At 60.3% G+C, this 14,584-nt stretch carries 13 protein-coding genes; 8 read left to right on the top strand and 5 right to left on the bottom strand.

The features are described from left to right. The first annotated feature begins 96 nt into the window (after nucleotides 1-96). The 4 genes from WA157_RS07245 (at nucleotide 97) to WA157_RS07260 (ending at nucleotide 3,981) form a co-directional block, all read left to right on the top strand. Entirely contained in the window at nucleotides 97-1,077 is a 981-nt protein-coding gene (locus tag WA157_RS07245) for a TRAP transporter substrate-binding protein (RefSeq protein WP_422620310.1), read from the top strand. A 24-nt stretch (nucleotides 1,078-1,101) separates the two neighbouring features. Then, on the top strand, nucleotides 1,102-1,611 hold the full coding sequence (locus tag WA157_RS07250; RefSeq protein ID WP_422620311.1) for a TRAP transporter small permease: 510 nt from the start codon (nucleotides 1,102-1,104) through the stop codon (nucleotides 1,609-1,611). A 9-nt stretch (nucleotides 1,612-1,620) separates the two neighbouring features. Continuing rightward, nucleotides 1,621-2,922, top strand: coding sequence for a TRAP transporter large permease (locus WA157_RS07255; RefSeq protein ID WP_422620312.1), 1,302 nt, complete (start codon nucleotides 1,621-1,623; stop codon nucleotides 2,920-2,922). Nucleotides 2,923-3,012: 90 nt separating this feature from the next. After that, the gene (locus tag WA157_RS07260) at nucleotides 3,013-3,981 is read left to right on the top strand and encodes a DMT family transporter (protein ID WP_422620313.1); all 969 of its coding nucleotides are present in this window, start codon (nucleotides 3,013-3,015) and stop codon (nucleotides 3,979-3,981) included. Here WA157_RS07260 and WA157_RS07265 read toward each other — a convergent pair. Then, nucleotides 3,939-4,124 carry a hypothetical protein gene (locus WA157_RS07265; protein ID WP_422620314.1) on the bottom strand — a complete coding sequence of 62 codons (186 nt, stop codon included), beginning with the start codon at nucleotides 4,122-4,124 and terminating at the stop codon, nucleotides 3,939-3,941. The genes WA157_RS07260 and WA157_RS07265 overlap by 43 nt on opposite strands. Before the next feature lie 207 nt (nucleotides 4,125-4,331). Between WA157_RS07265 and WA157_RS07270 the strand changes: the two genes are divergently transcribed. Together WA157_RS07270 and WA157_RS07275 are read left to right on the top strand one after the other, a co-directional pair. Further along, entirely contained in the window at nucleotides 4,332-4,841 is a 510-nt protein-coding gene (locus WA157_RS07270; RefSeq protein WP_422620315.1) for a hypothetical protein, read from the top strand. Beyond that, on the top strand, nucleotides 4,838-6,178 hold the full coding sequence (locus WA157_RS07275) for a GAF domain-containing protein (protein ID WP_422620316.1): 1,341 nt from the start codon (nucleotides 4,838-4,840) through the stop codon (nucleotides 6,176-6,178). Before WA157_RS07270 ends, WA157_RS07275 begins: the two co-directional genes overlap by 4 nt. Nucleotides 6,179-6,181: 3 nt before the next feature. Here the strand turns inward: WA157_RS07275 and WA157_RS07280 are convergent, their stop codons facing one another. From WA157_RS07280 to WA157_RS07290, 3 genes are all read right to left on the bottom strand, one after another. After that, a complete protein-coding gene (locus WA157_RS07280; RefSeq protein WP_422620317.1) occupies nucleotides 6,182-6,916 on the bottom strand; it encodes a hemerythrin domain-containing protein in 735 nt (244 codons plus the stop codon). Between the two features lie 400 nt (nucleotides 6,917-7,316). Beyond that, nucleotides 7,317-8,147, bottom strand: coding sequence for a class I SAM-dependent methyltransferase (locus WA157_RS07285; protein WP_422620318.1), 831 nt, complete (start codon nucleotides 8,145-8,147; stop codon nucleotides 7,317-7,319). A gap of 46 nt (nucleotides 8,148-8,193) precedes the next feature. After that, the gene (locus tag WA157_RS07290) at nucleotides 8,194-8,556 is read right to left on the bottom strand and encodes a group I truncated hemoglobin (RefSeq protein WP_318665072.1); all 363 of its coding nucleotides are present in this window, start codon (nucleotides 8,554-8,556) and stop codon (nucleotides 8,194-8,196) included. A 210-nt stretch (nucleotides 8,557-8,766) separates the two neighbouring features. Here WA157_RS07290 and WA157_RS07295 point away from each other — a divergent pair, with 210 nt between their 5' ends. Both WA157_RS07295 and WA157_RS07300 read left to right on the top strand, forming a co-directional pair. Further along, nucleotides 8,767-11,814: an AAA family ATPase gene (locus WA157_RS07295; RefSeq protein ID WP_422620319.1), complete on the top strand. Its 3,048-nt coding sequence runs from the start codon at nucleotides 8,767-8,769 to the stop codon at nucleotides 11,812-11,814. Between the two features lie 203 nt (nucleotides 11,815-12,017). Continuing rightward, entirely contained in the window at nucleotides 12,018-12,482 is a 465-nt protein-coding gene (locus tag WA157_RS07300; RefSeq protein ID WP_422620320.1) for a CHRD domain-containing protein, read from the top strand. A 197-nt stretch (nucleotides 12,483-12,679) separates the two neighbouring features. On the opposite strand, the gene WA157_RS07305 is transcribed toward WA157_RS07300, so the two are convergent. After that, nucleotides 12,680-14,419 (bottom strand): methyl-accepting chemotaxis protein, encoded by a 1,740-nt coding sequence (locus WA157_RS07305; protein WP_422620321.1) that lies wholly within the window; start codon nucleotides 14,417-14,419, stop codon nucleotides 12,680-12,682. Between the last annotated feature and the right edge of the window lie 165 nt (nucleotides 14,420-14,584).

The following is a 14,584-nucleotide window of genomic DNA, read 5'->3' on the forward strand; positions in this document are numbered from 1 at the left end:
GTCATCATTTTGTCGACAATTAGGGAAACTACCGATGACGATTTATCGACGCGTATCTACATTAATGTGTCTTCCCTTCAATCTACTGGAGCTTTTATGCAGCGTCGAATCTTTACTCTGACTGCGGCGGTCGCCGTTTTCTCGCTGAGCGCAGGTATTGCCAGCGCCCAAACAAAATGGGATTTAGCCTCGGCCTACCCTGCGACCAACTTCCATTCTGAAAACCTGGTGCAATTCGCCAACGATGTGGACAAAGCTACCGGTGGCAAGCTCAAGATCACGGTGCATTCCAACGCGTCGCTGTTTAAAGCGCCCGAGATCAAGCGCGCCGTGCAGGGCGGACAAGCCCAAGCCGGGGAGATAATTTTTGCCAATTTCCAGAACGAATGGCAAATCTATGGCGCAGACGGCCTCCCCTTCCTGGCCGACAGCTACGATGAATCCATCAAGCTCTACAAAGCACAAAAGCCATTGATCGAGAAGAAGCTGGCCGATCAGGGCATGGGCCTGCTGTACGCCGTAGCCTGGCCACCCCAGGGCATCTACACCAAAAAGCCACTGAATTCCGCAGCTGACCTCAAGGGTGTCAAATGGCGCGCCTACAGCCCCGCGACCGCTCGCATTGCTGAACTGGTAGGCGCGCAGCCTGTGACCGTGCAGGCGGCAGAACTCTCGCAAGCACTCGCTACCGGTGTCGTGGAATCCACCATGACATCAGGCGCGACGGGTGTCGACAGCAAGTTGTACGAGCACCTCAAGTACTACTACGACATGCAGGCCTGGCTGCCAAAAAATGCCGTTTTGGTGAACAAAAAGGCCTTCGATGCGCTGGACAAACCCACCCAGGATGCGGTGATGAAAGCTGCAGCAGATGCAGAAGTGCGTGGTCTGGCGGCCAGCAAGCGCGTCAATACCGAGTCCCTAGAGAAGCTCAAAGCCAACGGCGTGCAGGTTTTGCCGCCCTCCCCCCAGCTCAAGGCCGACATGAAAAAGGTGGGGGACACCATGCTCAAGGAATGGCTTGAAAAAGCCGGTCCTGAGGGCAAGACCCTGGTTGACGCCTTCCACAAGTCATAAGTCAGCCGTCATACGTCATACGTCATGCGGCGCTTATTGAACTTTCTGTACAACAGCGCCGCAGCTGCTGCGGCGCTGTGCATGGTCGGGCTGTTGTTCATGGTCATGCTGTCGATCGTCAGCCGACAGTTGGGTTTCAATGCCCGCGGAACCGACGCCTATGCGGGCTATCTGATGGCAGGGGCCGGGTTTCTTGCATTGGCCCACACCCTCAAAATGGGTGAGCATATTCGTGTCACGCTGATCCTCAATGCACTCAAGGGTGGGCTGCGGCGCGCTCTGGAAATCTGGGGTTTGGGCATTGCCTCCCTGCTGAGCTGTTTGCTGGCTTTTTACAGCTGCCGTCTGGTCTGGCAGTCGCTGCAATTCAATGACATATCCACCGGCAACGATGCCACACCCTTGTGGATACCGCAGTTGGTCATGGCTACAGGGACCGTGGTGTTTGCGATTGCTTTTGTCGATGACTTCATTCTTGAACTTCTGGGCAAGCGCCGGCAAAACATCAGCGGCGAAATGCTGCGCAATGAATAGGAAGCGCCAATGAACGACTTACTCATCACCGGCATACTTGTCGCAGCGCTGTTTTTTATTTTGGGCAGTGGCGTCTGGATTGGGCTCACGCTCTCCGGCGTGGCATGGATCTGCATTCAGATTTTTTCTGCCCGCGACGCCGGTGATGCCATGGCCCTCACCATCTGGGGTTCGTCTTCGGGCTGGACGCTCACCGCCCTTCCTCTGTTCATCTGGATGGGTGAAATTTTGTTTCGAACCCGTTTGTCGCAAGATATGTTCAAGGGTTTGGCCCCGTGGATGCAGGCACTTCCAGGGCGACTGCTGCACACCAACGTGGTGGGGTGCGCCATATTTGCCGCCGTCTCGGGGTCCAGCGCCGCCACTTGCGCCACCATCGGCAAAATGACCTTGCCAGAACTCAAGCGCCGCGGTTACCCTGAGGATATGACCATCGGCACCCTGGCCGGCGCGGGCACGCTGGGCTTGCTTATTCCACCGTCCATCATCATGATCGTGTACGGCGTGGCGGCCGATGTGTCTATCTCCGACCTATTCATTGCCGGCGTCGTTCCGGGCATTCTGCTGGCAACGCTGTTTTCTGGCTACATCATGATTTGGGCCCTGCGCCACCCCGACCAGGTGCCCCCGCGCGACGCGCCAATGTCCTTTGCCGAAAAAATCAAGGCGTCCTCCAGCCTGATTCCCGTGGTCTTGCTCATTACGACTGTCCTGGGTTCCATTTACGCGGGTATCGCCACGGCCACCGAGGCCGCTGGCGTCGGGGTGGTGGGCGCACTGGTGTTGTCGACGCTGCAGGGTTCCATGAACTGGCCTACGTTTCGCGAGTCGCTCATGGGTGCCACGCGCCTTTACTGCATGATCGCCATGATCCTGGCGGGCGCAGCCTTTTTGACGCTGGCCATGGGATATATCGGTTTGCCGCGCCATCTGGCCGAGTGGATCAGTGGCTTGGGTTTGAGCCAGTTCGGCCTGATCATGGCGCTGATGGTGTTCTTCATCATTCTGGGCTGTTTTCTCGACGGCATCAGCGTGGTGGTGTTGACCATGGGGGTGCTCATGCCTACGGTATTGGCCGCCGGCATCGACCCGATCTGGTTTGGCATTTTTGTGGTGCTGGTGGTTGAAATGGCGCAAATCACACCGCCTGTGGGTTTCAATCTGTTTGTGCTGCAGGGCATGACCGGCAAAGAGCTTCCTTACATTGCCCGCGTGGCCTTGCCCATGTTTCTCTTGATGGTGGCGGCGATTTTGCTGATCTATTTCGTGCCCGAATTGGTTACCTGGCTGCCTCACCAGATGAAACGTTGAGCAGAGTTATTTCCTTGCCATGGGGTGGTCGTGGGCGCCAAAAAATTGACATTGGCATCGGTCTACGGTGCAGCACGCACAACGGGCGGTATGACTGGAAGCGGAATTCTTCTTCACATCGCGGGCCTGTGGCTGCTCTCGACGCTGGACGCGTCCGGCAAGTGGCTGGTTATGGCCGGCGTGCCAGTGCTCATGGTGGCGTGGGTGCGCTATGCCGTGCACATCGCGCTGATGACGGCTGTCGTGCTGCCATCGCGAGGCAAAGCCATTTTCAAAACACAGTCCCTGGCGCGCCAGCTCACCCGCGGTTTGCTGATGATTGCCACCACCGTGCTGTTCTTTTCCGTGCTGAGCCGCCTGCCGCTGGCAGAGGCCACGGCCATGAACTTTTTGGCGCCGTTGTTCCTGATGGCGATGGCGCCGTGGCTGCTCCATGAAGCGCACCGCCTGCACCGCTGGCTGGGTGTACTGGCCGGCTTTGTCGGCATGCTGATCGTGGTGCGGCCCGGCGCCCAGCTGGACCCCGTGGGCATGGGGCTGGGCCTGCTGACGGCACTGGCCTTTGCCTTGTTCCAGATCGCCACTCGACACGTAGCCCACGACGACCCGCTCACGACCAATTACTACGGCGGCTTGTTTGGCACCATTGCGCTGACACTTGCCCTGCCCTGGTTTTGGGAAACACCCGATCTGTCTCTTTGGCAGTGGCTGCTACTGATCTCCACCGGCGTCACCGGCTTCCTCGGGCACTGGCTCCAGATTGCCGCCTACAGCAAAAGCCCGGCAACCTTGCTGGCGCCCTTCAGCTACCTGCAGATTGTGGCCGCAACCCTACTGGGCTGGCTGGTATTTGACCAACTGCCGAGCCCAATCACAGCGATCGGTATTGCCTTGATCTGTCTGGCAGGGTTGGGGGTGGCGCTGGGCGAGGTGCGTATGGCGTTTGTCAGGTCGCGTACGGCGTTGTTGAGCAAGTCAGAAACTGCTACCCACGCCACCTATGCCCGCAGTGAGACTCAGGATGACACGGGGCCGTCAGCACCTGGCTCGGTCGATTGAGCCGCATCGTTGTCATCGGGCAGCTCGGCTTCAGCACCCTCTCCCACCTTGCGGTCGGCTTTGTGCTTCAGTTTCTCTTCCTTCTTCTTCTTTTTCGCCAGTTCTTTCTGACGCTTCTCGTATCCGTAATTCGGTGTTGCCAAAGTGTTCTTTCAGGTTGTTAGAGGCACTTTACCAGAAGTTTCAAACATCTTCGTTGCGACAAACTGACCTGCCACCATGGGTAGTTGGGGAATTTCGGTCAAACCCTATCGACCTGTCGATGACCAATTGGTGCAGCGACCATCTGCCACCTCAGCTGCCATGCCGATGTATTCCCCAAGCGTGGGCTTTTTTTATAATTTGTCACGATGACTAAACCGTCTTCCCTTTTGTCGCCGGACCTGATTGCCATGGTGGATGGGGGCGTGTCCGCGATTGTCAGCTCATGCGATGCCGCGCTACGTCCCAGCATCATGCGCGCCGTCGGCAGCGCTATTACGCCCGACGGCCAATCGATTTCGGTCTACCTGTCGCGCCGGCAGTCGCGCCAGCTCTTGCAGGACGTCGCTGCGAACGGCCACATTGCCGTCGTCTTCAGCCAGCCAAACAGCCACCGCACGCTGCAGGTCAAGGCGATCAGCGCGCGCACCCGCAGTGCGCTGCCCGCGGACCAGCCGGTACTGCAGCGCTACCTGCTCGCCATGCAGGAAGAGGTGTCCCGGGTTGGCTTTGACCCCGCCTTCACGCAGGCCATGCTGGCCTACCAGCTCGATGACCTGGTGGTCATCAGTTTCGAGCCGACGCAGGCCTTTGACCAGACACCCGGGCCCAAGGCGGGTGCCGCCCTGCCCGGCCTCGCGTCGGGGAGCACGACATGAGCGGTCTGGTACTGGGCGCCATCCGGCCGTGCCTGGAGGGGGCCATTCCGGCGATGATGGCCACCTGCGCTGCCGACGGCACCCCCAATGTGGCCTATATTTCTCAGGTCTACTACGTGGATGAGCGCCACGTGGCCCTGTCGTTCCAGTTCTTCAACAAGACACGCCAGAATATTCTGGCCAACCCGTATGCCAGCGTCCTGGTGCTGCACCCGGTCACTGCCGGGTTTTTCCGGCTCCACCTGCGCTACCTGCGCACTGAAACCGAGGGCCCGCTGTTTGAAGGCATGAAGGCGCAATTGGCCGGCATTGCGTCGCACAGCGGCATGGCGAACGTGTTCCGGTTGCTGGGCTCTGACGTCTATGAAGTGCAGACCATCGAAGCGGTGGCAGGCGAACCGCTGCCGGCGCCGCCCGCGCGCTGCGGCATGCTCCAGGTGGTGCGGCGCTGCAGCGAGCAGTTGTCGCGCTGCACGACCCTGGATGACTTGTTGAATGCCGCGCTGGCCGTCCTGACCGATTCCCTGGCAGTGCGCCACGCCATGGTCCTGATGCTTGATCCGCTCACCCAGCGCCTGTACACCGTGGCCAGTTGTGGTTATGCCACGTCGGGCGTGGGCTCGGAAATTGAAATGGGCGACGGTGTCATTGGCGTGGCGGCGCGCGAGCGCACGCCGGTGCGCATCATGCACATGACCAGTGCCTACCTTTACAGCCAGGCTGTGCGCAGCAGCCTGCGCGCCGATACACCCGGCTTGACACTGGATCAGGACATTCCCTACCCCGGCCTGCGTGAGCCGCACAGCCAACTGGCCGTGCCGATCGTGTCGGTCGGGCGCTTGTTGGGTGTGCTGTTTATTGAGAGCCCCAACGACCTGCAGTTCAACTTTGAGGACGAAGACGTGCTGGTTGCCATGGCGGGCCAGTTGGGCGCGGCCATTGACCTGCTGCAAGTGTCACCCGAACCGGCCGAAGTGGTGCCGCCTGCCGCCCCCTTGCCGGTAGCCGTGGGCAGCCCCTTGCAAGTGCGCCATTTCCGGGCCAATGACAGTATCTTCATCAACAACCACTACCTGATCAAGGGTGTGGCGGGGGCCATTTTCTGGAAGCTGGTGACTGATTTCACTCAGCAGGGGCGCACCGTTTTTTCCAACCGGGAGTTGCGGCTGGACCCCAACCTCGGCTTGCCCGATGTGGCGGACAACCTGGAGGCCCGCTTGTTGCTGCTGCAGCGCCGCCTGACCGAACACGGCCCCCACATCCGCATCGAAAAAACCGGGCGCGGCCGTTTTCAGCTGGCCCTGCAGCGCCCGGTCGAGTTGACGCAAATGGATTGAGGCTCAGACCTGCACCAGCCCCGGCGCAGGGGGCAATCCCAGGCTGCGGGTGAGCTTGGCCCACTCGGCGTCGCTCAGGTGCGGCCGCACCGTGTCCAGCGCGGCGGCAAAGGCCGGAGCCGGTGCGTGCGCCTGCATGTCGGCCAGCAGCGCTGTGCGTTCACCCGCGTGCATGGCGGGCACAAGCCAACGCAGCGTGTACATCATTTCGGTCGGCGGGATCGACGCCAACAAGGTGTTGTGGATGGCGACCAGCTCGGCATCGGTGTAACGTGCCCACAGCACCGCGTTGTGCGCGGTTTCCTCGACGTGCATGTGCTGGAAATTCTCGGCGATGAACAAGGCCAGGCTGCGATAAAGGTCCAGCGCGGCAGCGGCGTCGCTGCCGGCGGGCCCGCTCAAGGCCGCTACAGCGGTCCTGAGGCGGGCAATTTGGGCCAGATGCACCTCATGCTCGTAACCAATGGCGTCGCTGGCACCAGGTGCCCGGGCCTCGATGGCGGCATGGACAAATTCGTTTTCATGCGCCACATGCGAGGCGCAGAAGTCCAGCAGTTCCAGCACGCGGGCGCTGACGGCTCTGCGTTCGGCTGTGTCGTCTGGATCCATCCGGCCTACGGCCAGCAGGGTGTCGGCCATCAGTGCGCGCAGCGCTTTGTGGATACCGGCATAGAGGTCCAGACGCGGGCTTGGCTGGGCGGCGGTGATGGCCTGAATTTCCTGTTCGTTGATCTTCATGATGTTTCTTCCTTGGTTGAGGCTCCCGGAGCCGTTGGTGGGTATGGCCACAAGGCACACCATGTGCCAGCAACCATGGGAAGAAGTCTAAAAATCGGCGCACCGGCGCGCTCTTAAATATTGCTTAAGGATTTGCTACGGGGTGCTTAAGAAAATGCTAAATATTTCTTAAACCGTCTTTCGCGTGTTGAATGCTGCCGGCGCAATCATTTTGACGTCATGGACACTTTGAGTTGCAGTCGACCCGTTGCCAGTTTTCTGGTTATGCAACAACAGGATGGAGAACTATCAATGTGATAGCTGCGTACCCAACACTGACGGGGGCTAGCGCTTCAATTTGCCAGTTTTCTCATATGCGCCCAGTTCTCCAGCTGCAACTGTCCCTGCCTGCCATTCGCAGTCAACGTACTTTTATAACGGCTTCAAGGTACTCGCCCGGCACCACCATCGCGCCGTCGTCTGCGCGGTTGAACTGCCGCACCAGATACAGCAGATCGGCGGCCAGGGCCTCCTGTTGGGCAGCATCAACGGCGCCGAACGCTTTTTGCATCGGACCGTAGTAAGTGCGAAACGTGTCGAGCCAGTGCTGCGGCGTGCGGTAGCGGAACACGAAGTTCCTGTGTGAGGTTTCGAGCGAGGCGATGGACTCGCCGAACAGCTCGCGCAGGCGATCTTCGGTACCCCACAGTGCCGCTGACTTGACACCTGCGGGCGGTGGGACGTAACGACCAATCAGCTTGAACAACTCGCCGATAAAGCCGGGTGGTGTCCAGTTGGCAAGGCCTATCTTTCCGCCTGGCCTGCACACGCGGGCGAGTTCACTCGCCGCCCGTTCCTGGTTGGGTGTGAACATGACACCGAAGGTGGACAGCACCACATCAAACGAACCATCCGTGTAGGGGAGGTTCTCGGCATCGGCTTCTGTGAACTGCACGGCCAGGCCCTCGGCGCTGGCGCGCGCCTGACCGCGCACCAGTAACGCGCCCACATAGTCGGTTGAGACCACATCGCACCAACGCCGCGCTGCGGCCAGTGTGGCGTTGCCGTTGCCGGCGGCGACATCCAGCACGCGCTCTTTGGCACGTAAATCAAGCGCTTCGCACAGCGTCTCACCGACGATCTGCAGGGTTGTTCCAATGACAGCGTAGTCGCCTGCAGACCAGGTGGCTTGCTGCTTCTGCTTCAGCGCCACCAGATCGATGGCAGGCGCAGGGGATAAAGTGTCCATCATCGTGCTCCTGAATTCGGGTTGTATTTCACCAATATTCCTGGCGTCTTCATACGCGGATGATCTGGTCCTTGAGTGAATAGAGAATGGCGAGAACGTCTTTCTTCGAGTCCTCGTCGATACCATTCTTGTTCAGCGCCACAAAGATGTCATCCACCACCACCAGGAATTCCTGCTCGCTGATGTTCATGCCCTTGTGCGCGGCGAGCATGCCCTGCCCGGTGTAAGTCTGCGGTCCGCCTGAGCCCGTCGTCAAAAACTCGCGCGACAGTTTTTTGATGTGTGCCATGTCTGTGATCTTCTCGAATCGCGTTTTGACGAGGGGATTGGCCAGGTGTGTGGCAATGATGTCGTCCACGAGTCGCGCGATACCGTCTGCGCCGCCGAGTCGTTGGTAGAGTGTCGTAGTCATAGGAAACTCCTTTTGATGTTGATGTACTTCGTTGATCTCACTGTGATCAAGCGCATCCGCGATTGCGAAACACGCCGAGGTATTGCACACCATCCGCATTGCCCCAGGGTCACCCAAAAGTGGACAAACGGGGAGACAAAAAAAGAGCGGACAGGCGCAGACCGCAGGGATAAGATGTACCGATAGGGGCATCAAGGACAGGCACCGAACATGATTGAGCAGAGCAATTCTTTCGGATACTGGCTGCGACGACGGCGCAAAGCGCTTGACCTGACCCAGGACGCGCTGGCAAAAAAAGTCAGTTGTTCGCTGGCCGCGATCAAGAAGATCGAAGCCGAGGAGCGTCGACCTTCGCGGGCACTGGCGCAACGCCTGGCCGAGCAACTCGCTATTCCCGCGCAGGACCGGGCGGCGTTTTTGCAGGCTTCCCGCACCCTGCAAGCGCCCAAGCGCATGCCGCTTGATGAGTTGCCCATCGAAGCAACGCGCGCCGCTGCCGCGAGCGACGGACTCGGAACTGTCGGCGATCAGCTCGGCCACGCCGGCGAACAAAAATCCCCCTTCGTCGGGCGCAACAAGGAGTACGGGCAGTTCATCGGTCTGATCGCCAGACTCACCGCGGGCAGCGGCCAGGTGGTACTGATCGAAGGTGAGGCCGGCATCGGCAAGAGCCGACTCATGGCTGAGGTGGCGTGTTATGCGAGCCAGCGGGCCTTGCCGGTGCTGAGCACCAATTGCTACGAGATCGAGCGCGCGATAGCGTATCAGCCGGTGATCGATCTCGCCACCCAGGCGTGCGACGCAGCACCCGAGGCCCGGCTGCGTTTGATCGCACCGATCCTGCTGGCCGAAATCGCCGCGCTGGTGCCGGCCATGGCAGCCCGCCTGGTTGACCTGCCCCCCTTGTCGGCGGACTTTCCCGAGGCGCGCCAAGCGCGCCTGTTTCATGCGCTGGTACAACTCTTCGACGCGCGGGCGCAGGACCGGCAGTTGATTGTCATGATGGATGACATCCAATGGGCAGACGACGCCAGCCTGCGATTCCTGCATTTTTTCGCGCGCCAGATTGCGAGCCGGCCGGTGCTCCTGGCCTGCGCCTATCGGGATGAGGAACTGGGCAGCAACGAACACCTCGCCGGCCTGCTTGAGAGCCTGCGCCGTGAACCCTACGCGCGGCAAATGGCGCTGGCACGGTTCGGACCCGGCGATACGCAGGCGTTGCTCAACGCAATGGAGGATCCCAAACTGAGTGCGCCTGATCTTGCCGCCCGGCTGCACCGTGAAACGGACGGCAATCCATTTTTCCTCTGCTCGATCATGCACTCGCTGAGTGAAGATGAAGGCACTGTCGGCGACGCGCTCAACCTACCGCTGCCGCACGTCCTGCGTGACTCGGTGCGCGCGCGTCTGGCCCGCGTACCGCAGGAAGACCGGCTGCTGCTGGACGTGGCGGCCGTGCTCGGGCGCCGTTTTGACTTCGAGACCCTGCTCACGCTCACCCGGGTGCCCGAAGAGCGCTTTTTGCACAGCCTGGATGCGCTGGTGAAGCGCCGGCTGCTGCGAGAGGAGCAGGACGGCGAGTTCTATGATTTCAGTCACGACAAGGTGCGAGAGGTGGTGTACCGGGACATCGGCATGGCCGGGCGCGTACTGCTGCACCGGGCGGTGGCGGAGATGCTGGAGCAGCATGCTGAAAGTGAAACGCATGAGCGCCATGCCCATCTTGCCGAGCACTATGAGCGCGGGAAGATGTGGTCCAAGGCACTGCTTTATTTAGGTCTGGCCGCCGAGCACTCGCAAAAATTATTTGCAATGCGCGAAGCGCTGAAATGGTTTGATCGCGCCGTCGCGTTACTGCAAGCCCATCCCGAAGCGGCAACGCAAGCCCAACAACTCGCCTTGTACGAGCAGCGTGGCGCGGCGCGGGCGCAGGCGGGCCAGATCGAGGGCGCGGTGGCCGATTTTCAACGGGTGATAGATGCCGCGCGCGCGTTGGGTGAGCACGGGCATGCGCGTGATGTATTGATTCAGCTCGGCATGGCTTATCGGCGCGCCGACGCCTACCAGCAGGCCATTGTCTGCCTGGACGAGGCACTCACGGCGTCGCTGGCCATGGGTGATGAACGCCATGCGGCCGATACCTTGTATCACCTGGGAACGGTGGCCTGGAGCAACGGTCGCAACGATCTGGCGATCACCTATCACCAACAAGCGGTGGCGATCTGCGAGCGCCTGTGCCTGACTGACCTGGTCGCCGTGCAGGCATTCCACGGCCGAGGGGAAGCCCATTTCGCCAATGCCGAACCGGCGGCGGCCATCGTCTGTTTCTCGCGTTCTCTCGACCTTGCACGCGGCATCGGCGACAAGAGCTATGAATCGGAAAACCTGATGATGATCGGCTGGGCCTGCAGCGGTCATATGGGGCTGGCCGACTACCCACGCGCCTTGTCACACTTCGACGCCGCCCTCGTCATCGCGCGCGCCGCCGACCTGCAGTGGCATATCGGCCCGACCCTGATCGGACGCGCCAATGTGCAGGTGGCGCTCGGCCGATTTGACCAGGCCTGGCATGATTTGAGCGAGGCCCTGCCGCGTCTTGAAACACTGGGGTTGGCTCGGTACCAGATCATGGCGCATGACGCGCTGGGCGGCCTGTTTCTGGACCTGAATCAGCCCGGGCAGGCGCTGCAGCACTTTGAACGGGGTCTGTTGCTCGCACGCGACGCCGGGATCAAGTTCTGGCAGCCCAGGCTGCAAGCCGGTCTGGCGATTGCACAACTGCGCCTCTGTGTGCGAACTGATCGGGCGGCATTACTAGCGGCTCAGCAGTACACGCAGGATCACAGTGAAGCCTGGCTGACGCTGCGCTGCCTGGAGGCGCTCGCCGAGTTGGCGCTGGCCAATGGCGACGCCGATGGGTGCTTCACGCAGGCGGACCAATTGCTGGCGCTGGCCTCGCGCGGCGACTTGCGGGAGCTGATCGGGCAAGCCCATCACTTGCGCGGCCTGGCATGGCTCGCTGGCAAGGCATACGAATCTGCGCGCAATGAGCTGACGTTGGCCGTAACGCTGGCCGAACAGATCGGGTGCGTCCGGCTCGCGCGGGAGTGCCACAGTGCGCTCGCTCGGGTCGCCGCTGCGCTCGGCGACGGCAGCGGCGAAAACGCCCAGCGAGCCAGCGCACGCGTGCTGGCTGCGCAAGTTGCCGAGAATTTGCGTGGCTCGGGTCTGATTTCCAATTTGGAGTCAGATCAGTGAGACCCCTCTATCTTTGGCATTGCATTCTGTGCAGCACGGGTCAGCCTTGCTGTAGCTACCAAAATGGTAGCTATAAGTCCAATGAATATGGGGGCTGGATGCCTATTTTGTTACAAATTATCGGCCAACAAAATCACGCTCAAGGCGCCTGCCCACCTACACTCCGGCCGAAACACTGTTCAATAATAAAAAAGGAGTCAACCATGTATTTTCATCTTGCCCTGCGCCACACGTTCGCATTGACCGGCCTGGTCTTGGCCTTGGCCTTGGCGGGTTGCAGCGTCGCGCCGCCTGACCCCAACGCGCATCTGGCGACCTTCAGCACCCAGATGACGGGTATGAACGAGGTGCCCCCGGTGGCCACTGCGGCGACGGGGCGAGTGGACGCCGTGTTGAACAAGAACACTCGACTGTTTCGCTGGAAGATGTCATTTGCCGGCCTGAGCGGCCCCGCCACCGCAGGCCACTTTCATGGTCCGGCCCTTATTGGCGCCAACGCCAAGGTCGCCCTGCCCCTGAACACCCCGGTCAGTAGCCCCCTGGAGGGCCGCGCGACGCTGACCCCGGCGCAGGCTGCGGACCTGCTGGCGGGCAAGTGGTACGCCAATATACACACTGCGGCCCACCCCGCTGGCGAGATTCGGGGACAAATGATTTTGCGTGATTAAAGTGCTGGCGGTAGTGACGACTGGGCTGGACGCGCTCATCGTCAAATTACGCTATTGTTTATATAGCAATGTATGAAGATGCGACGGGGGCTACAGCCTGATTCGGCTTAAATCCTCGTGGAATAGCCGCACTGCCGCATCAAGCACCATGGGGCGCTTGGGGCAGGCGCTACCGAGAAAAATTTGCGCGTGCTCGGTCAAAAGCTTTCCCAGTCATCAGCGACCGCCTTGGGGGCTGCAGCAGCGGGGGCTGCCAGGGCGTCGGGTTTGGCTCTGGTCGCAGGTTTTGCGGGCGTGTTGCCCAGTTTTCTGGCCGCTGGAGCGGGTGCGGATCGGACACTCCTTGTCCGCTGGGAGGCGCTGCTGTCGGGCAGACCGGCACTCTGGCTCTGCGACAGCTTGAATACCGACACCGTACCGACCAGTTCTTGTGCCTGGCTCTTCAAACTGCTCGCGGCGGCCGCCATTTCTTCCACCAGCGCGGCATTTTGCTGCGTCACCTGGTCCATCTGCGTCACGGCCTCGCTCACTTGCGCCACGCCCTGACTCTGCTCGGTGCTGGCGGCACTGATCTCACCCATGATGTCGGTCACACGCCTGATCGAACTCACCACTTCGGTCATGGTGACACCGGCCTGATCGACCAGCGTGGAGCCCTGCTCGACACGCTGCACGCTGTCGTTGATCAGGCTCTTGATTTCCTTGGCGGCGTCGGCCGAGCGTCCGGCCAGGCTGCGCACTTCAGAAGCCACCACGGCAAAGCCACGGCCCTGCTCACCGGCGCGCGCCGCCTCCACCGCAGCGTTCAAGGCCAGGATGTTGGTCTGGAAGGCGATGCCGTCGATCACTTGAATGATGTCGGAGATTTTCTTGGAGCTGTCGTTGATGCCCTTCATGGTTTCCACCACCTGGCTCACCACCTCGCCGCCCTTGATGGCCACCGTGCTGGCGCTTTGAGCCAGTTGGTTGGCCTGTCTGGCGTTGTCGGCGTTTTGCCGCACGGTGGCGCTGAGTTCTTCCATGGAGGAAGCGGTTTCTTCCAGCGCACTGGCCTGTTGTTCGGTGCGGGCACTCAGGTCGTTGTTGCCTTGGGCGATTTCGGCACTGGCCGTGGCCACGCCCTCCGATCCCTGGCGCACATTGCCCACGATGCGGGCGAGATTGTCTTTCATGGCTGACAGGGCGTGCAGCAGCTGTGCCGTTTCGTCCTTGCCCTCGGTCTGGATGTCGGTCGCAAGGTCACCATCCGCGACCCGCCGGGCGACCGCAACGGCATTTGTCAAAGGACCCGTAATACCCACGGTCAGCAGCCATGCGCAAATGATGCCGAAGGTCAGGACAAGGGCGGCGAGTGCCACCAGGTAAGTGCGGCTGGTGGTCTCAATTTCGGAAATCTCGACGGCCTTTGCATCCAGATTCTTACGCTGCAGGTCGAGAAATTCGGAAACCAGCTTCATGTAGTTATCTGCAGCAGGTATGTAGCTGCTCTCAAGAAGACGATTCGCTTCGTCGGCTTGGCCGTCCGCCTTCAATTTGGTTACCTGGTCGCGGCTTGATAAATAGGCTTTGCGTACGTCTGAGATTTTTGAAAACAGGTCTTTTTCTTCCTGACTCGAAAGCAGAGGCTCGATCTGCTTCAGCAGCGCCGAAGTGCTTTTGGTGATTTCGGCCGCATTGGTCGAAAAGAAGGGGACCAGACTCGGATCGCTGCTTTTTGCAACAGCCGTGGTGCGAATCACGGCAACGTTGATATTGCGGCTCCAGTCGCTGATGAGTCGCTCTTTGGCAAGCGGTTCCCGCATCATTTCCCGTGTCGCGTTGCCCAGTGCGTTGAGCTGCCAAACGCCGATACCTGTGATGAGGACGGCAAAGGCCAAAACCACCGCAAAGCCGAACCCGAGGCGCTTGCCGATTTTCATTGATGCAAATATTTTCATGTCCGCGTTTCCGTATTTTGACAGTCGGGAATTATTGTGGCGTCGAGTCAATCAAGCCCATTTGTTAGGACCCATCAGACTGCCGGCCTCCATAAAAATCATCGTATTCATGGGATAGAAAACTGAGGAGCGCCTTGTGGCGACCCTGAGTGGAACTATAGTCTT

This window comes from Rhodoferax ferrireducens (genome assembly GCF_049302455.1).
GTDB classification, from domain to species: domain Bacteria; phylum Pseudomonadota; class Gammaproteobacteria; order Burkholderiales; family Burkholderiaceae_C; genus Rhodoferax; species Rhodoferax ferrireducens_B.